Source organism: Shinella zoogloeoides (assembly GCF_003574625.1).
Taxonomy (GTDB): Bacteria; Pseudomonadota; Alphaproteobacteria; order Rhizobiales; family Rhizobiaceae; genus Shinella; species Shinella zoogloeoides_A.
On the sequence record NZ_QNUJ01000001.1, the window covers coordinates 491,587 to 508,463 of the forward strand.

A 16,877-nucleotide genomic window follows, 5' to 3' on the forward strand; every position below is an offset into this window, starting at 1 on the left:
AGTCCTATGAGGTTTTGTGTTTTCGGTGCTGGTCGCATGGGCGCGCAGCACATAGCGAATTTGGCGGCGCACGACACGGCCGTGCTGGAATATGTCTGTGACGTCGATCTGGAGCGCGCCCGACAACTTGCGGGACGGTACGGGGCTAAGGCCATCGCCGAACCCCGTATTGCCCTCGATGATCCATCGGTCGACGCGGTCATCATCGCGTCCGCGACGAACACGCATGTCGATCTCATCGTCGAATCGGCCAGGGCTGGCAAGGCGATCCTCTGCGAGAAACCGATTGACCTCGACTTGGCGCGCGTGGACTATTGCGCGGATCGGATCAAGGACTGCGACGTGCCGATTATGATCGGCTTCCAGAGACGGTTCGATGCGACCCACATGGCAGTCAAGCAGGCCGTACTGGACGGAGAGGTTGGTTCCGTCGAAGTCGTCACGATCATCAGCCGCGATCCGTCACCGCCGCCAGCCTCGTACATCGCTGTGTCCGGGGGCCAGTTCCATGACCAGATGATCCACGACTTCGATATGGCTTTGTGGCTGACAGGTGCAATAGGGCGTCTGGAGCTCTGCGCGATGGGCAGCAACATGGTCGATCCGGCCATCGGCGAACTCGGCGACACCGACACGGCTCACGTCATGATACGCTTTGAGAATGGCGCCATATGCCGCATCGATTGTAGTCGCCGGGCTGTCTACGGTTATGATCAGCGTGTCGAAGTGTTTGGCTCCAAAGGAATGGTCACTTCAAGCAACCTTCTGAAGACAGGTGTTGAGCGCTTCGGAGCAGCCAATACGGGGGCACGCGACACCCTGCTCCCAAGCTTCATGGAACGCTACCTCCCGACTTATGCTACTGAACTGAACTATTTCGTGGATGCGGTTTCGAATGGCCGGAAGATTGAATCTGATTTTCGGAGTGGACGGAACGCGGTGTTGCTGGCAGATGCCGCACGCAGGTCGATGACGAGTGGGGAACTCGTGCGGATCGACTTGGGAAGCTGAAGCCCTACCTATGGCATCCCTCTCGACCGCATTCTTCCGGTTGGGAGGGGGCGATTGTGATTGCTCGCCTCGCAAGACGCAGGTCACTTTTAGATGTTTGGGCGCACGATCTTCAGTTCGAATCTATTCAAGAGCGTGAATCAACGCTTCGTGCCTGGTTGCGTGCATGGAGCAATAAGAATTATCGTCGCTCATCCCGCAGGTCGTCCTCGATTCTTGACACATTCTGCATCATCTTCTCGTTGCCGAACGCCAGGCAGTGGAACAGCACCTCGTTGAACATGATCTCCAGCGCGCGTGTCATCACGGCGTCCGCGCCGAACAGGTTGATCCCCGGCGGGGTGATTATCGGGATGTCGGCAATGGCTTCCAGGGGGGAGGTGGAGACGCCGAGGACGGCGGCGAGGGTGGCGCCGCGCGTCCTGGCGATCTGGGCAGCGTGCAGCGTCGGCCGCGTCCGGCCGGAATAGGAAATGGCAATCGCCAGATCGCCCGGCTCCATCAGGGATGCGCCGGCGATCTGGTTGTGATGGTCCTCGGAGAATGCGATGCGTATGCCGAGACGCATCAGGCGCTGATGCAGGTCCAGCGCCACGACCGCCGAGGCGCCGACGCCGAAGACCTGCACGCTGCGCGCGTCGCGGATGGCATTGACGAGCCGGTCGAGCTCCGTGGAATGGGACAGGAGATCGGCAAAGCGCAGGGCCCGGACCGACGCGCTGTGAAATACCTTGTAGGCGATTTCCGCAAAACTGTCGGAATGGGCGATGGCGTCCGACACCACATGCGTCGAGACCGGCCCCTGCATGCTGCGGCTTTCCTGAAGCAGCGCCCGGCGCAACTCCTTGAGGCCGTTATATCCCAGGCGCTTGCAGAGCCGGTCGACCGTCGAGCGACTCGTCCCCGTTCGTTCGGCGATGGCCGAGGAGGGCAGGCCCGCCACGTCATATTCGGCAATGCTCAGCAAGAGCTCGATGACGCGCTTTTCAGCGGCCGAAAACTCCATGCGCGAGACGCGGTGGAGCAGAGAATCCCCTGTGGAGGTCATTTTACCCTCGTTTTTGACGCATTATGCTTCATAAATTGCATAAAAAAACATTTTGCGAAACATAAACTGTCATGTAGGCAAAAGACGGAGGACGGCTCGGGAGTGAGGCCGTCAGCAATGGAGGAAATCATGAATTTCATCAGGAAATCCGCATATATTGCCGCATTGTCTGCTGCGACCGTCCTGTCGGCATCGTCCATGGCCGCCGCCGTCGAGCTGACCTTCTGGCACCACACCTACCCGCCGGCACGCGAATTCATCGAGAAGAAGGCCGCCGAATTCACCGCGCAGCATCCCGACATCACGATCAAGCTGCATGACGACCCGCATGGCGACTATGAGGTCAAGCTGCTCGCCGCGATCGCCGCCGGCAACGCGCCGGACATCGTCAACGTTCTCGACTACCTCTTCCCGCAATATGCCGGCCGCGGCATTCTGGCCGAAGTCGACAATGCCGCGTTCGGCGTGAAGGACGCCGCCGAGCTCGAGTCGCTGTATCAGCCCCAGGCCCTCTCCGGCCTGACGATCAACGGCAAGGTCTACGGCGTTCCGGAAGAGTTCAACACGCTGGCGCTCTTCATCAACAAGGCGCATTTCAAGGAGATCGGCCTCGATGCGGAAGACGAGGCGAACTGGCCGAAAAGCTGGAACGACCTGCTCGACGTCTCGGCAAAGCTGACGAAGGAAGACGGCTCGCGCCTCGGCTTCAACTGGGTCTGGAACCTCGATCCCTACTGGTATGCCCAGCAATACTGGCCGATCCTCCAGCAATATGGTTGCGATGTCGTCGATGCGAACGGCAAGGCGACGATCAATTCGGATGCCTGCGTCAAGGCCTTCACCGAAACGTGGCAGGCGCTGATCGACAAGAAGATCGGCGGGCCGACCATGGCGACCGTCAATCCGGTCAACGCGCTGCAGGACTTCAGCGAAGGCCGCCAGTCCATAGCGATCGCCGGCATCTGGGCGCCGCCGCTGTTCTCCGACGAGGTCAAGGAGCAATATGTCGTCGCCCCGCTTCCGCAGCTCGACGCCGCCAATCCGAAGACGCTCCTGAACTCCTATGCGCTGGCCGTCACGGAAGGCTCGAAGCACAAGAAGGAAGCCTTCGAGTTCCTCAACTTCCTGACCTCCGACAGCGCGGGCTACCTTGCCGCCACGGGCTATGTCACGGGCCGCAAGGGCTGGGCCGAGAGCGAGACGGCGAAGAACACCCGCGGCGCGGCGATCTTCGCCGAAGGCCAGAAGCACGGTTCCTTCGTCTGGCGCTCCGAGACCTGGACGCAGGAAGGCAACGCGATCAAGGCCGCCATCGAGCAGTTCGCCCAGGGCGTCCCGGTGAAGGATGCGCTCGACCACGCCGCCCAGGACATCGACAGCGTCCGGCAGAAGTAAGGCCCGCAGCAATGAAGATCGGACAGAGCCGTTTCCGGCAGAGCAACGTGACCGTCTGGGGCATCGTCTTCGCGCTGCCCGCCCTCGGCTACATCCTGCTGTTCCAGCTCTATCCGATCCTCTTTTCCTTCTACATCAGTCTTCATGACTACGATCTCCTGTCGGACCCGGTCTATGTCGGCTTCAAGCACTTTGCCGCGCTGCCGCATGACCGGGCCTTCATGAGCTCGCTCTGGATCACCATCGCCTATGTCGCCTATACGGTCGTGCCGGTTCTGGGGTTGTCGTTCGTGATGGCCTGGGCGCTGACGCAGGTGCGGACGTCCCGCAGGCTGTGGCGCACGCTTCTCTTCATCCCCTCGGTCATGCCGATCGTCTCGGTCGCGCTCGTCTGGAAGCTGATCTTCAACTTCAACGGACCGATGAACGACGCGGTCACCAGCCTCGGCGGCAGCCCGATCCCCTGGCTCAACAATAGCAATTACGCGCCGATCGCTCTCGTCATCATGAGCTGGTGGCACGCGGCGAGCTACTACATGATCATCTTCCTTGCCGGCTTCCTGGCGATCCCGCGCGACTATTACGAGGCGGCGTCGATAGACGGTGCGCGCGGCTTCCAGGTCCTGCGCTACATCACGCTTCCGGCGATGAAGCCGACCATCGCGCTGGCGGTTGTGCTGTCCACGGTCAACGGACTGAAGACCTTCGCCTTCCAGCAGATCGTCACCGACGGCGGGCCGGCCAATTCCACGCAGATCATGACCCTTTTGATCTACAAGACGTCGTTCAGCTATCTCGATATGGGTCGCGCCAGCGCCTATTCGGTCGTGCTTTTCGGCGGCATCCTCCTCGTCAGCCTCGTGCAGATCTGGCTTCTGAGGGACCGCAATGCCTAGCTCCGCCTTCCAGCGCTACAGCGCCATCGCCATTCTCCTGCTCGGAGCCGTGCTCACGCTCTATCCCGTCGTGTGGATGGTGTCCTCCTCGCTCAAGGAAAGCCGGGAAATCTTCAGCACCGCGCTCTTCTCGATCGGATCGGCCGGGTTCAGGAACTATGTCTCGGCCTTCTCGCAGCGCCCGTTCTTCGTCTATCTCCTCAACTCGCTTCTCGCCTCGGGCATTTCCGTGATCCTGACGGTGCTGCTGAGCGCGCTTGCGGGCTACAGCTTCGCCAAGTTCCGCCATGGCCTCGCGCCCCTCTTCTGGATGATCGTGCTCGTTTCCGTGATGATCCCGCTCGAAGCCATCGTCATTCCGCTATTCCTCGAAGTGCACGCCTTCGGCTGGACCAATACCTATGCCGGCCTGATCCTCCCCACGGCCTTCAACGTGGTCGGCATCTTCATCTTCCGCCAGGCGATGGTGTCGATCCCCGACGCCTATATCGAGGCGGCGCGGATCGACGGCGCGAGCGAGCCGCGCATCCTTTTCTCGATCATCCTGCCGATGGTGCTGCCGACGGCCGGCGTGGTCGCGATCCTGACGTTCAACCTGACCTGGAACAGCTATCTCTGGCCGCTGATCGTCGCCTCCGACGATACGCTGCGCACGCTTCCGCTCGGCATGGCCGCGTTCCAGGCCGGCTTCAACACGCAGTACGGCGAGGTCATGGCGGTTTCCGTGTTCGGCGCCTTGCCCACCGCGATCTTCTTCCTCTGCCTCCAGCGATATTTCGTCGAAGGCGCCGTCGCATCGGGTGTCAAATGAGATATGCGGTCGATCTCGGCGGCACCCATGTGCGTGTGGCGGCCGCGCAGTCCGGCTGCGAATGGCGCCACCAGCACCGCTCGCGCCGCGTGGCCGGAATGACGCCGGCCGACTTCGTCGCCCTGCTGTCCGACCTCATCCGCGAATGGGGCACCGGCCGGCCGCAGTCGATCGGCGTTTCGGTCGCCGCGGTGGTCGATGACGAGGGTTATCTCCTCGCCTCGGAAAACCTCGGCTGGAAGGACGTGCCGCTGCGCCGGATCCTGGCGGATGCCTTTTCCTGTCCCGTTCTCGTGGAGACCGACGTCTTCTGCGGCGCTGCCTATGAAACGCGGCTCGGTGCCGCGGCAGGCGCGACCTCCGCGCTCTATCTCGGCATCGGCACGGGCATCGGGCATGCGCTGATCCTCGATGGCCGCGTGTGGCGCGGTGCGCGACGCGGCGCGAACGCCTTCGGCCATACGATCGTAGATCCCTCCGGCGCGCGCTGCTATTGCGGCCATCAGGGATGCCTTTGTACCGAGGCCTCCGGCCTCGCGCAGGCGGACAAGTCGGCGAGCGACGTGCCTCTTCAGCGCCTGGCGCTGTCCATCGGCAATGCCGTCACGCTTGTCGAGCCCGAATGCGTCATCCTTTCCGGCGGCGCCCTCAACCAGGCGTGGTTCGATCTCGACCGGCTCGCCGCGCTCATTCCGGCCTTCACCTATCCCGCAGCAAGCCAGCCGCGCCTGGTCCGCAGTTATGCGGCGGACCCGAACCTGTGCGGCGCCCTTTTACTATCGATGGAGCAATCATGATCAGAGAAAGCGCAACCTACTGGATCAACAAGGCCTATCGCGAGGGTTGGGCCGTGGGCATGTTCAACGCGCATCACCTGGAGGCCGTTCAGGCGATCTCCAGCGCTGCCGAGAAGGCGAGGGCGCCGCTGATGCTCAGCACCACGATGGGCGGCCTCAAGCATGTCGGCCTCGATTATTTCATGGGCATGGCCAAAGCCGCGCGCGGCCGCACGTCCGTCCCGCTCATCCTCCATCTCGACCATGGCGCCGACTACGAGACGGTGCGGATGTGCATCGAGGCGGGTTTCGATTCCGTCATGATCGACGCGTCGAGCGCATCCTACGACGAGAATGTCGAACTCGTGCGCAAGGTCGTTGCGCTGGCGCGCCGCCACGGCGTCGGCGTCGAGGCGCAGATCGGCGAAACGCTGGCGGAAGAGGGCGACGAGGTCATCGAGCGCAAGACGACGGTCGAGGAGGCGGTGGCCTTCGTGCGCGACACCGGCGTCGATTATCTCGCCGTCTCCATCGGCAATACGCCCGGCGTTCTCGGCGACGGCGCGCCGATCGACGTGCCGCTGGTCGAGCAGCTTTCCGCCGCGCTGAAGATGCCGCTGGTGCTGCATGGGGGAACGAGCGTTCCCGCCGAGACGGTTTCCGCCGTGGTCAAGGCGGGCATCGCCAAGATCAACATCGACGCCGCCGTCAAGGGCGGCTTCCGCGAAGCGCTGATCAAGGCCTACAGCGTCGCCGACCCGGTGGTCGATACGCGCGAGCCGATGGCGGAGTCGCGCAGGCTCGCCGAGATCGCCGTCGACCGCCGCCTGCGGATGTTCGGCGCCAACGGACGCGCGGAGTAAAGAGCCATGCCGGCAGCGCCTGCGTCCCAAGTCATCCTGCTCGTGGGCCTGCCCGGCGTCGGAAAGACGACGCTCGCCGATGCGCTGGCCCGGCGCATCGGTGCGGAGATTCTCAGTCGCGACAGGATCCGGGATGCGATCTTCCCGGATGTCTATCTCGACTATTCCCCCGATCAGAACCAGGTCGGGACGGATGCGCTGCTTTCCGTCCTGCAATATATCCTGCACCGTCACGACGGGGCCCGCCTGATCATCGACGGCAAGCCGTTTTCACGCGCGCACGAGGTTCGCAGCATCGTCGCGCTGGCGGAGCGGCACCATGCGCGCGTCCATGTGGTGCATTGCGACGCGCCGCTCGATGTCATCAGCGAACGGCTGAAGAACGGCCTTTCCGATGCCTCGAACCTCAGGGCGCAGCGCACCCCGGAAAAGGCCGCGCGCATCCATGGCGAATTCGAGCCGCTGGATCTCCCGCACATCAGGGTCGACATGACGGGCGCGCTCGACGGCATCGTCGAAGAGATCGTCGCCTATATGGCGGAGGGCGGGAACGCCGTGCCGCTCAAGAAAGAAAGTGGAACCTGATGGCCAGCGTAACCCTCTCCGACGTCCGCAAGCGGTTCGGCGACCTCGAAACCATCCACGGTGTCTCGATCGATATCGCCGACGGTGAATTCGTGACCCTTGTCGGCCCGTCCGGATGCGGGAAGTCGACGCTGCTTCGGATGATCGCGGGGCTGGAATCGGTGACGGGCGGTTCGGTCTCGATCGGCGGCAATGTCGTCAACGATGTCGCACCGCGCGACCGCGACATTGCCATGGTCTTCCAGAGCTACGCGCTCTATCCGCATATGACGGTCGCGGAGAATATGGGTTTCTCGCTGAAGCTGCGCGGATTGCCGAAGGACGAGATCGACAGGGCGGTCCGCTCCGCCGCCGCCATTCTCAACCTGGAGCCGCTTCTTGCGCGCTATCCGCGCGCGCTTTCCGGCGGCCAGCGCCAGCGCGTGGCCATGGGTCGCGCGATCGTCCGCAAGCCGGCCGTCTTCCTGTTCGACGAGCCGCTGTCTAACCTCGATGCCAAGCTGCGCGTGCAGATGCGCCAGGAAATCAAGGACCTGCACCAGAGGCTCGGGACGACGTCCATCTATGTCACGCATGACCAGGTGGAGGCCATGACCATGGCCGACAAGATCGTCGTGCTGCGCAATGGCAGGATCGAGCAGGTCGGCCGTCCGCTCGACCTCTACGACCGTCCCGTCAACCGCTTCGTCGCCGGCTTCATCGGCTCGCCCGCCATGAATTTCATACCTTGCAGGGTGTCGCAGGGATTGCTCGTCGCCGGGGACGGGACCGTCCTCGCGACGGCGACAGGCGCATTGGGAGCCTCGGGCGATATCGTCTTCGGCATACGCCCGGAGCATGTGGAGATCGACCCTGCCGGCATTCCGGCCCGTGTCCTTCTCGTCGAGCCGACGGGGTCGGAAACGGTATTGTCGCTGGAGATCGCCGGGGAACGCATCCTCGCCAGCATGCGTGAGCGAACGAATGCCGATATCGGATCGACAGTCCACGTCTCCTTCCGAAAGGAGGCGCGACATGTCTTCGATGCAAACGGGGTGCGGCTTGGATAGGGTGTCGGCTGGCGTTCCCCTATCCTTCGCGCTTCGTCTGCTCGGCGCTGGCCTTCGCCCTTTTGAGATGGCCTTTCATCAGATCGGCTGCGAGCGGTCGCCCTCCTGGAGCGCGGTGATAATGCGCAGGTGCTCCTGGCACCATTCGCGCACGCGCCGCCCATTGGTAGCTGGCGAATTCCAGCAGGCGACGAAGGCGGTTCACCGCTTCGTCAGCGGCCTCCATGAAGCCCCGGTGTCGAAGTCCTCCTGGATCTGTGCCCAGGCGAGAAGGCCCGCCAGGTCAACGATCAGGTCGATGTCGTCTGTGGCACGCACATCCTCGAGCGTGACCGGATCAGTGATGAATAGCACGGGCGTGCCTCCGCCAAGGAAGACCAAGCGCGAGCGGAGGTCTTCGCCAAGGGCCGAGGCAACGGCTTTCATCATTTCCAGCAGTTGAGCGCGGATCGCGTCATTTGCTCACGATCCTTGACTTGAGGTGGTTGGCCGCGAGACCAACTTCCCGCTGGTTCCCGAGCCGGATCGCATCGACCAACGCGAGGTACTCATAGAGTACGTCGTCCTTCAGGACTGCGTCCAGCACGGCCGTGACGAGCGGCTCCACCACCTGCTCCATCTCCCTTCCGTTGGCATAGGGCCAAACGTAGTTGTACGTCCCGCCGCTGATCAGGAGTTCCGTGAGCATAGTCATCTCTGAACAACTCTTTCAAACTGTCTTCGGCTTTTGCTGCATCACCATGATGCGTTTAAATGAGCGCTATCACTGCAATGGCTGCCAGAGCGAGGATTTGTGATTAATTCTCGCATCTCTCGAGAGATGGCTCATGCCAACAGTAGCGGGCGATCATTGCGCTGAGCCGGTGCTCGATTCGAATCGCTAGTCCGCTGCATAAGAAGTTTTCATCCTATTGGCGTTCACTGTTCGATTATGCCGCAATCCTTTGCGGCCATTGAATGCTGGGACCCGATAGCCCCAAGAAGGGCGAAACGAAAAAGGAGCTTGCATTGTATACAGAGTACAGTATGGTGAGTGCATGGATATGAGCCACTCATACAAGCTTTCGGCTGGAATCGCGGACAACCTCGTTGCCGTGCTTGAGAATGCGATTGTCTTCCTAGAACTCGCGCCGAGCGAGCGGCTAACCGAGGAAGATGTGGCGGAGCGCTATGGTGTCAGTCGCTCTCCGGTGCGGGATGCGTTGCGTTCGCTGGAGCGTGACGGTCTCGTGCTGCGCGAGGCGCGCAAGGGTATCTGGGTCACGCCCATGTCGTTGCGGGATTTCGATGAGATCTACCGCTGCCGCATCGCCCTGGAAGCCATTGCGGCCGAGCAGGCGGCTCGCTCTGCTAATGCCGCCCTTAAGGCACAGCTCTGGCAGGTGCTCGACGGGATGAAACAGGCGCGGGAGGCCGGCGATGCCCGGCTCTTCTTCACGCATGACGTGCGCGGTTCCGAGCTGATCTACGAGATCGCTGACAACACCACGCTACGCCGGCTGCTCAAGGGGCTGGAAAAGCAGGCATTGCGCTATCGCTATCACCTCTACCAGCGCGACCGGAATGTGGTGGATCTCTCCTTCGACGACACGGCGCGGGTTTTCCAGGCGATCGTGGACGGCGATGCCGAGCGTTCCTACGCACTGGAGCACGATCTGATCGAGAAGATCTGGCGCGAGACGCGAGACGCGATCCGTGCGGAGTTCGGAGAAGGTCGCAAATGATCGGCGTCGAGGCGGCTTTTCCCTATATCGACACCCATACGGCCGGGCATCCGACCCGTGCCGTTTTGGGAGGGATTCCGCCGCTTCGAGGGCGCAGCGTGCTGGAGAAGCGCGAGGACTTCGAGCGCCGCTTCGATCATCTCCGTCCCGCGCTCCTGCATGAGCCCCGCGGCCATGCCGCCATGGTGGGGCTCATTCCGGTTTCCTCCGAAGTGGCGGATTTCGGTGCGATCTTCATCTCGTCCTACGTCTATCTCGGCATGTGCGGCCACGGCACCATCGGCTTTGCCAAGACGTTGGCCTTTACGGGCGCGATTTCTCCGGCCACCGGCGACCGGTTTTCGCTGGAAACGCCGGCCGGTGTGGTCGATGTCCGGCTGGAATGGGACGGGGAGGGGCGTCTCGGCGCGGTCTCTCTGAAGAACGTGCCTGCCTATATGGGCATCGAAGGACTGGAAGTGGAGGTTCCGGGGCTCGGTACGATCCGCACCGACATCCTCTATTCCGGCATGTGGTATGCGATGGTGGCGGCCGACCCGCTGGGGCTGGCGCTCACCCCCGAAAATGCTTCGGCCGGCCTTGCGCTCGGCTGGAGGATCAAGGAAGCCATCGCGAAGGCCACGGACGGACGGCCCGAGATGCGCGGCCTTCCTGCCCCTTCGGTCCTGTTCCATAGTGATCTCGGCAAGGGGGATTCGCGCCAGTTCCTGGTGCTCGCGCCCAACAAGTACGACCGTTCGCCCTGCGGCACCGGCACCTGCGCGCGGATGGCGCAGCTGCTGATCCGCGGCGAATTGTCGGAGACCGATACCTATCGCGCCGAGAATATTTTCGGCGTGCCCTTTGCCGCGGAACTTGCCGAAAAGAGCGAGACCTGCGGTACGACGGGTTATGCCGTCATCGTCCGGGGAGAGGCTCATGTCGCCTCCCAGGGCACACTATACCTCGAAAAGGGTGATCCGCTTTCCGGGGGGTTCCTGAGCCGGTGAAACGCTCCGCGCTCAATCGTTGAAAGAAATCAGGGAGAGTTGAAATGTCATTTTTCGGAAACATCCTCCGGGCCTGCGCCCTGGGGGCGGCGGTAGCTGTTGCCGCGTGGAGCCCGGCGACCGCCCAGGAAAACCCCTCGGCGGTGATCGACGAGATCCGCGCCAGCGGCGAACTGAAGATCCCGGTCATGGTGGGCGAGGAGCCCGGCTACATCAAGGACCCGTCCACCGGCACCTGGAGCGGCTTCTACGTCGACTTCCTGACGGACGTCGCGAACGAACTCGGCGTCAAGGTCACGCCGGTCGAAACCACCTGGGGCAACCTTGCCGCCGACTTCCAGGCCAACAAGATCGATGTCGCCATCGGCGTGAATCCGAACCCCAAGCGCGGCCTCGTGGTCGACTATCTCTGGGAGCCGATCTTCACGGATGCATGGGGCGTCTTCTCGCCGAAGGGCAAGCCGGTCGCCACCTGGGCGGAGCTGAATACGCCTGAAAAGACCGTCGTCGTCCAGAAGGGCTCGACGATGCAGATCGTCGCCGAGGCGCTGCTACCCAAGGCGAAGATTACCGTTGTGGAAGATCGCAACCTCGCCATCATGGAACTGCAGGCCGGCCGCGCGGACGCGATGATCCAGTCGATCTTCGATGTTCTCCAGATATCCAAGCAGGTCAACGGCGAGGTTTCGGTGCCCGAGCCCATGCTGCGCAATCCGGCAACGCTGGCCGTCGCCCGCAAGCCGGGCAATGCGGGCTTCATCAACTTCCTGACCAACTGGATCCAGCAGCAGCGTTCGCTGGGTCTTGCGCAGGGGCGTCTTGCCAAGTCGTGGGAAGACCGGGGCATCGATCTGTCGATCCTGCCCAGCAACTTCAGCTTCTGATCCGCCAAGGGATCTGCCGACGCCTTGTTCGGCAGGTCCTCACACCCCGCGCCCGTGCGGTGCCGGTCGAACCAGCCTGGAGTCACGCATTTGTTCGATATTTCCGTCATTCAGCAGAACTGGCCGTTGTTCTGGAACGGGCTGCTGGTCACGCTGTTCTATTCGGCGATCTCCATCGCCGCAGGTCTCGTGATCGGATTGGTCGTCGGATTGATCCAGCTCACCGGTTCACGCGCCCTTTCCGTGCTCGGGCGCGTCTATGTCGAGATCTTCCGCAATATCCCGCTTCTGGTGATCCTGCTGTGGATCTATTACGCCTTCCCCATTTTCGCGGGCCTTGCCGTGACCAAGTTCTGGGCCGGCTTTGCGGGCCTCAGCCTCTATGCCGGCGCCTTCTATGCCGAGATCCTGCGGGCCGGCGTCCAGTCGATCGACAAGGGCCAGACCGACGCCTCCACCGCGCTCGGCATGACCTACGGCCAGCGCATGCGCCGCGTGATCCTGCCGCAGGCCTTCCGCCGCATGATCCCGCCGCTCGCCGGCCAGTCTATCATCCAGATCAAGAATACAACCCTCATGTCGATGATCACCGTGCCCGACCTGCTCTACCAGGCAAGCTATGTCAGCTCCTTCACCTACCGGCCGATGGAAGTCTACACCATGGTCGGCGTCATGTTCCTCGTCCTGCTGGTGCCGCTGACATTCCTGTCGCGCAAGCTGGAAACCATCTCGGAGCGCGTCAAATGAGCAAGTCCGATCCGCTTCTGAAAATCGAGGGCCTGCGGCTGAAATTCGGCCAACGCGAAGTACTGAAGGGCGTCGACCTTTCGGTCGAGAAGGGCGAGGTCGTGGTGCTGATCGGCGCTTCCGGCTCGGGCAAGACCTCGCTGCTGCGCTGCATCAACCTCCTCAACATGCCGTCCGCAGGCCGCATCACGATCGGCGGCGAGGCGATCTACAATGCAGACCCGGCCGGCCGCGACGGCAATGGCGTGCCGTCCAAGATCGTGAACCGTATCCGCTCGCAGACCGGCATGGTGTTCCAGCAGTTCAACCTCTTCCCGCACATGACGGCTCTTGAGAACGTCATGGAAGGGCCGGTCACGGTGAAGGGCGCGAATGTCGAGGTGACCCGCAAGGAGGCGCTCGACCTGCTCGCGCAGATGGGCCTTCAGGAGCATGTCGGCAAGCATCCGCGCCAGCTTTCTGGCGGTCAGCAGCAGCGTGTCGCCATTGCGCGCGCCTGCGCCATGCAGCCGCAGGTCATGTTGTTCGACGAGCCGACCTCCGCGCTCGATCCCGAACTGGTCGGCGAGGTGATGAAGGCCATGGTCGATCTTGCCCGCACCGGCATGACCATGGTCATTGTGACCCACGAACTCGGCTTCGCCTTCGAGATCGCCGACCGGGTGATCTTCCTCGACCTTGGCACCATCGCAGAGGACGGGCCGCCGAAGGATGTTCTGCTGCGACCGACCCATCCCCGGCTGAAGAGCTTCGTCGGCCGTTTCCACGAGACCGCCGACCTACTGCGCCCCTTCCTCGAAGGCGGCTGATCCGGAACGAACGGCGCATTGCCGAACCCGCATCCAGAGCGCCGGCCCGCTGGGGCCGGACGGTTTCCTGCGTCCCGTCGCGGGCAAGATATGAAGGTAGAAAAGCATGTCCCTCAGCTTCAATCCCGACACAGTCACCATTCCCTCTGGCCACCATATCGGCGGACGCTTCGTCGAGTTGCCCGGTGAGAAGATCGCCGTGCTGCGCCCCTCGGATGAGCAGCCGATGCGTCCCGTCACTGATGGCGGCAAGGATGCGGTCGAGATGGCCGTTGCCGCTGCCAAGTCCGCGCTCGCCGCCTCCGGCTGGGCGCGAATGAACCCACGCGACAGGGCGAAGGTCCTGTTCCGCTTCGCCGGGAAGATCGAGGAAAAGGCCGAGTATCTCGGCCGCCTGGAAGCCATGGGCTCGAGCCGGCTTGTGGCGGGCACGGTCACCGGCGATGCCATCCGCACCGCCGGCGTCGTCCGTTACTTCGCCGAATACTGCGACAAGCTGGAAGGCATCGTCACCGCCACCAAGGCGGAGACGCTCAGCTATACGCGCCGGGAACCCTACGGCATCTGCGGCGCGATCGTGCCGTGGAACTTCCCGATGATCACCGCCGCTTGGAAATTCGCGCCGGCGCTCGCGGCCGGCAACGCGGTCGTGATGAAGACGTCGGAACTGACGCCGCACAGCCTGCTGGCGCTCGCCGAATGCGCTGCGGAAGCCGGACTGCCGGGCGGTCTTCTCAACGTGCTGAACGGCTGGGGGCATACGACGGGTGCGGCCATCGTCGCTCATCCGGACATCGGCATCGTTTCCTTCACGGGCTCCACGAAAACCGGTACGGCGGTCATGACGCTTGCGGCGCAATCCGGCATCAAGCCCGTCGTTTTGGAGCTCGGCGGCAAGAGCCCGCAGATCGTCACCCGCAATCCGGGTGACATGGATGCGGTGGCAACGCGCGTCGCGAACGCCTTCATGGTCAATGCCGGCCAGGTCTGCACGCTCGCCTCGCGGCTGATCGTCGACCGGTTGGTCGCGGACGAACTGGTCGACCGCGTCCTCGAAAGGACGAAGCAGATCAAGGCCGGCCCCACATGGGACGAGGCCACCACCTTCGCCCCTGTGATCTCCGCCCGGCAGTTCGAGCGGATCGACCAACTCGTGCAGGAGACCGTGAAGCAGGGCGCCGAGGTGCTGACCGGCGCGGCGCGGCTCGAAGGTCCCAACCAGGGCAACTTCTATGCCCCGACGGTGCTGGCCAATGTCTCGCGCGCCAATATCGGTTTCACAGAGGAGTATTTCGGCCCGGTTATGTCGGTGACGACCTATGACGAGATCGAGGAGGCCATCGCCGAGGCGCAGCACCCGATCTACGGCCTTGCCGCCTCCGTCCACACGCAGGACCTGAAGCTTGCCATGAAGGTCGCCGACTCCGTCGAGGCCGGCATGGTCTGGGTCAACCAGCACGGGCGCGATCCCGAATTCACCTATGCCGCCGGCGGCTGGAAGGGCTCGGGCTTCGGCAAGGACATGGGCCGCGCCGGCATCGAGGAATTCACCCGGCAGAAGGCCGTGTGGATCAACTATCTCTGAGGACTTCGCAAATGATCTACGATTACGTCATCGTGGGGGGCGGCTCGGCCGGCGCGACGCTTGCGGGCCGCCTGTCCGAGAACCCCGCCAAACAGGTGGCGCTGCTGGAAGCAGGTCCCGACACCCCGCCTGACAACGTGCCGGATGTGATTTCCGACAGCTATCCGGGCCTTTCCTATTTCGACCCGGCGTTCCACTGGACGAAGCTCAGGGTCTTTGCCCGAAACCCCCGTTCCAATTCCGAGGTCATCCCCCCGACCCGCCTGGAGCAGGCGCGGGTGATGGGCGGCGGATCGTCGATCAACGGCCAGTTCGCCGTGCGCGGGCTTCCCGCCGACTACGACGAATGGGAGGCGATGGGCGCCGCCGGCTGGAACTGGGAGGGGATGCTGCCCTATTTCCGCAAGCTGGAGCGCGATCTCGACTTTGACGGCCCGCTGCACGGCAGGGAAGGCCCGATGCCGATCCGCCGCGTCTTCCCCGAGGACTGGGCGGGCTTTACCAAGTCGGTGCTCGCCGTCACCGAGCAGGACGCTCCTTACAGAAAGGACTACAACGCCTCCTTCGACGACGGCTCCTTCCCGCTTCCCCTGGCCAACGAGAACGACCGGCGGGTCTCGACCGCCATCGGCTACCTCACCCGCGAGGTGCGGGCCCGCAAGAACCTGCATATCTTCGCCAATACGCAGGTCGAGGGGCTGGAGATCGAGGGCAGGCGCGTTACCGGCGTCAATGCCCGCACGGCAGACCGGCCGCCGGAACTCTGGCAGGCGCGTGAGGTCATCCTGTCCTCCGGCGCGCTGCATACGCCGCCGATCCTACTGCGCGCCGGCATCGGCCCGGCCGCGGACCTTCGCGCGCTCGGCATTCCGGTCGTGGCGGACCTGCCCGGTGTCGGCGCCAATCTAATGGATCACCCGCATCTTTCCGTGGGCGCGCATTTCAAGCGTTCCGCCCGGCTCAAGCCCGGCCAGCGCCGCCATATCTTCCTCGGCGTGCGCTATTCCTCCGGCTACGACGGCTGTTCGCCGTCCGACATGCTGCTGATGCCGGTCAACCGCGCCGGCTGGCATCCGCTCGGCAAGGCGATGGGCGCGCTGAACGTCTGCGTGAACAAGTCCTATTCCCGCGGAAGCGTTACCCTGAAGACGGCCGACTGGCGCGACGAGCCGGTGGTCAACCTCAACCTCGGTGGCGACGAGCGCGACCTGATGCGTCTCGTCGACGGTTTCGAGCGGATATACCGCATCATGGAGGACCCGCGCGTGCAGGCGCATGTGAATACGTGGTTCCTCGCCGGCTATACCGAGGAAGCACGCTTGCTTTCCGTCCGCAAGCTGTCGAACTACGTCAAGACAGGGGCGGCGGCGCTGCTTTTCGATTATGCGCCCTTCTTCCGCGAGACGCTCCTGCGCCACAAGTTCGGCACCACGGAGCGGATGCACGAGATGATGCAGAACCGCGACCTGATCGTCGACTGGGCGAAGAAGGCGGTCTGGTCGGGCTGGCATGTCTCCTGCAGTTGCCGGATGGGCGGCGACGACGATCCGATGGCCGTGCTCGATAACGAGTGCCGGGTGCGCGGTGTCGAAGGCCTGCGCGTGGTCGACGCGTCCGCCATGCCCTCCGTCATCGCGGCCAACACCAATATCACCACGATCGCGATGGCCGAGAAGGCCGCCGATCTGATCCTGAATTCCTGAAC

18 protein-coding genes are annotated in these 16,877 nt (G+C 63.2%); 15 read left to right on the forward strand and 3 right to left on the reverse strand.

Features of this window, described 5'->3' with window-relative positions:
• The first annotated feature begins 6 nt into the window (after window positions 1-6).
• Window positions 7-1,011, forward strand: coding sequence for an inositol 2-dehydrogenase (iolG, locus tag DSD28_RS02365; protein ID WP_119254736.1), 1,005 nt, complete (start codon window positions 7-9; stop codon window positions 1,009-1,011).
• A 181-nt stretch (window positions 1,012-1,192) separates the two neighbouring features.
• Here iolG and DSD28_RS02370 read toward each other — a convergent pair whose 3' ends face one another.
• The gene (locus DSD28_RS02370) at window positions 1,193-2,059 is read right to left on the reverse strand and encodes a MurR/RpiR family transcriptional regulator (RefSeq protein ID WP_119254737.1); all 867 of its coding nucleotides are present in this window, start codon (window positions 2,057-2,059) and stop codon (window positions 1,193-1,195) included.
• Between the two features lie 129 nt (window positions 2,060-2,188).
• Here DSD28_RS02370 and DSD28_RS02375 point away from each other — a divergent pair, with 129 nt between their 5' ends.
• Genes DSD28_RS02375 through DSD28_RS02405 form a run of 7 tightly spaced genes read left to right on the forward strand, consistent with a single transcriptional unit; the run spans window position 2,189 to window position 8,434 of the window.
• Window positions 2,189-3,454 carry an ABC transporter substrate-binding protein gene (locus DSD28_RS02375; RefSeq protein ID WP_162911194.1) on the forward strand — a complete coding sequence of 422 codons (1,266 nt, stop codon included), beginning with the start codon at window positions 2,189-2,191 and terminating at the stop codon, window positions 3,452-3,454.
• Between the two features lie 11 nt (window positions 3,455-3,465).
• On the forward strand, window positions 3,466-4,350 hold the full coding sequence (locus DSD28_RS02380) for a carbohydrate ABC transporter permease (RefSeq protein WP_119254739.1): 885 nt from the start codon (window positions 3,466-3,468) through the stop codon (window positions 4,348-4,350).
• Window positions 4,343-5,161, forward strand: a complete 819-nt coding sequence (locus DSD28_RS02385) for a carbohydrate ABC transporter permease (RefSeq protein WP_119254740.1) — start codon at window positions 4,343-4,345, stop codon at window positions 5,159-5,161. Before DSD28_RS02380 ends, DSD28_RS02385 begins: the two co-directional genes overlap by 8 nt.
• Window positions 5,158-5,958, forward strand: a complete 801-nt coding sequence (locus DSD28_RS02390) for an ROK family protein (RefSeq protein ID WP_119254741.1) — start codon at window positions 5,158-5,160, stop codon at window positions 5,956-5,958. Before DSD28_RS02385 ends, DSD28_RS02390 begins: the two co-directional genes overlap by 4 nt.
• Window positions 5,955-6,800 (forward strand): class II fructose-bisphosphate aldolase, encoded by an 846-nt coding sequence (locus DSD28_RS02395; RefSeq protein WP_162911195.1) that lies wholly within the window; start codon window positions 5,955-5,957, stop codon window positions 6,798-6,800. The genes DSD28_RS02390 and DSD28_RS02395 overlap by 4 nt, the downstream gene beginning before the upstream one ends.
• Window positions 6,801-6,806: 6 nt before the next feature.
• The gene (locus DSD28_RS02400) at window positions 6,807-7,385 is read left to right on the forward strand and encodes an AAA family ATPase (RefSeq protein ID WP_119254743.1); all 579 of its coding nucleotides are present in this window, start codon (window positions 6,807-6,809) and stop codon (window positions 7,383-7,385) included.
• A complete protein-coding gene (locus DSD28_RS02405) occupies window positions 7,385-8,434 on the forward strand; it encodes an ABC transporter ATP-binding protein (RefSeq protein ID WP_119254744.1) in 1,050 nt (349 codons plus the stop codon). The genes DSD28_RS02400 and DSD28_RS02405 overlap by 1 nt, the downstream gene beginning before the upstream one ends.
• Before the next feature lie 201 nt (window positions 8,435-8,635).
• Here the strand turns inward: DSD28_RS02405 and DSD28_RS26430 are convergent, their stop codons facing one another.
• Window positions 8,636-8,788 (reverse strand): hypothetical protein, encoded by a 153-nt coding sequence (locus tag DSD28_RS26430; protein WP_348627886.1) that lies wholly within the window; start codon window positions 8,786-8,788, stop codon window positions 8,636-8,638.
• A gap of 100 nt (window positions 8,789-8,888) precedes the next feature.
• Window positions 8,889-9,122 (reverse strand): hypothetical protein, encoded by a 234-nt coding sequence (locus tag DSD28_RS02415; RefSeq protein WP_245424706.1) that lies wholly within the window; start codon window positions 9,120-9,122, stop codon window positions 8,889-8,891.
• Between the two features lie 349 nt (window positions 9,123-9,471).
• Between DSD28_RS02415 and DSD28_RS02420 the strand changes: the two genes are divergently transcribed.
• From DSD28_RS02420 to DSD28_RS02450, 7 genes are all read left to right on the forward strand, one after another.
• Complete coding sequence (locus DSD28_RS02420; protein ID WP_119254745.1) at window positions 9,472-10,158, forward strand: GntR family transcriptional regulator; 687 nt, start codon at window positions 9,472-9,474, stop codon at window positions 10,156-10,158.
• Window positions 10,155-11,147, forward strand: coding sequence for a proline racemase family protein (locus DSD28_RS02425; protein ID WP_119254746.1), 993 nt, complete (start codon window positions 10,155-10,157; stop codon window positions 11,145-11,147). Before DSD28_RS02420 ends, DSD28_RS02425 begins: the two co-directional genes overlap by 4 nt.
• A gap of 44 nt (window positions 11,148-11,191) precedes the next feature.
• Entirely contained in the window at window positions 11,192-12,031 is an 840-nt protein-coding gene (locus DSD28_RS02430) for a transporter substrate-binding domain-containing protein (protein WP_119254747.1), read from the forward strand.
• Between the two features lie 90 nt (window positions 12,032-12,121).
• Window positions 12,122-12,778, forward strand: coding sequence for an amino acid ABC transporter permease (locus DSD28_RS02435; protein WP_119254748.1), 657 nt, complete (start codon window positions 12,122-12,124; stop codon window positions 12,776-12,778).
• The gene (locus DSD28_RS02440) at window positions 12,775-13,587 is read left to right on the forward strand and encodes an amino acid ABC transporter ATP-binding protein (RefSeq protein WP_119254749.1); all 813 of its coding nucleotides are present in this window, start codon (window positions 12,775-12,777) and stop codon (window positions 13,585-13,587) included. Before DSD28_RS02435 ends, DSD28_RS02440 begins: the two co-directional genes overlap by 4 nt.
• Before the next feature lie 106 nt (window positions 13,588-13,693).
• Window positions 13,694-15,172, forward strand: a complete 1,479-nt coding sequence (locus DSD28_RS02445; RefSeq protein WP_119254750.1) for an aldehyde dehydrogenase family protein — start codon at window positions 13,694-13,696, stop codon at window positions 15,170-15,172.
• An 11-nt stretch (window positions 15,173-15,183) separates the two neighbouring features.
• A complete protein-coding gene (locus tag DSD28_RS02450) occupies window positions 15,184-16,875 on the forward strand; it encodes a GMC family oxidoreductase (protein WP_119254751.1) in 1,692 nt (563 codons plus the stop codon).
• The last annotated feature ends 2 nt before the right edge of the window (window positions 16,876-16,877 follow it).

Coding starts and splice junctions, on each gene's coding strand:
- DSD28_RS02420 (WP_119254745.1), top strand. CDS start 9,472: ATGGATATGAGCCACTCATACAAGCTTTCGGCTGGAATCGCGGACAAC.
- DSD28_RS02415 (WP_245424706.1), bottom strand. CDS start 9,122: ATGCTCACGGAACTCCTGATCAGCGGCGGGACGTACAACTACGTTTGG.
- DSD28_RS02430 (WP_119254747.1), top strand. CDS start 11,192: ATGTCATTTTTCGGAAACATCCTCCGGGCCTGCGCCCTGGGGGCGGCG.
- DSD28_RS02445 (WP_119254750.1), top strand. CDS start 13,694: ATGTCCCTCAGCTTCAATCCCGACACAGTCACCATTCCCTCTGGCCAC.
- DSD28_RS02425 (WP_119254746.1), top strand. CDS start 10,155: ATGATCGGCGTCGAGGCGGCTTTTCCCTATATCGACACCCATACGGCC.
- DSD28_RS02400 (WP_119254743.1), top strand. CDS start 6,807: ATGCCGGCAGCGCCTGCGTCCCAAGTCATCCTGCTCGTGGGCCTGCCC.
- DSD28_RS02390 (WP_119254741.1), top strand. CDS start 5,158: ATGAGATATGCGGTCGATCTCGGCGGCACCCATGTGCGTGTGGCGGCC.
- iolG (WP_119254736.1), top strand. CDS start 7: ATGAGGTTTTGTGTTTTCGGTGCTGGTCGCATGGGCGCGCAGCACATA.
- DSD28_RS02375 (WP_162911194.1), top strand. CDS start 2,189: ATGAATTTCATCAGGAAATCCGCATATATTGCCGCATTGTCTGCTGCG.
- DSD28_RS02440 (WP_119254749.1), top strand. CDS start 12,775: ATGAGCAAGTCCGATCCGCTTCTGAAAATCGAGGGCCTGCGGCTGAAA.
- DSD28_RS02380 (WP_119254739.1), top strand. CDS start 3,466: ATGAAGATCGGACAGAGCCGTTTCCGGCAGAGCAACGTGACCGTCTGG.
- DSD28_RS02395 (WP_162911195.1), top strand. CDS start 5,955: ATGATCAGAGAAAGCGCAACCTACTGGATCAACAAGGCCTATCGCGAG.
- DSD28_RS02405 (WP_119254744.1), top strand. CDS start 7,385: ATGGCCAGCGTAACCCTCTCCGACGTCCGCAAGCGGTTCGGCGACCTC.
- DSD28_RS02370 (WP_119254737.1), bottom strand. CDS start 2,059: ATGACCTCCACAGGGGATTCTCTGCTCCACCGCGTCTCGCGCATGGAG.
- DSD28_RS02450 (WP_119254751.1), top strand. CDS start 15,184: ATGATCTACGATTACGTCATCGTGGGGGGCGGCTCGGCCGGCGCGACG.
- DSD28_RS02385 (WP_119254740.1), top strand. CDS start 4,343: ATGCCTAGCTCCGCCTTCCAGCGCTACAGCGCCATCGCCATTCTCCTG.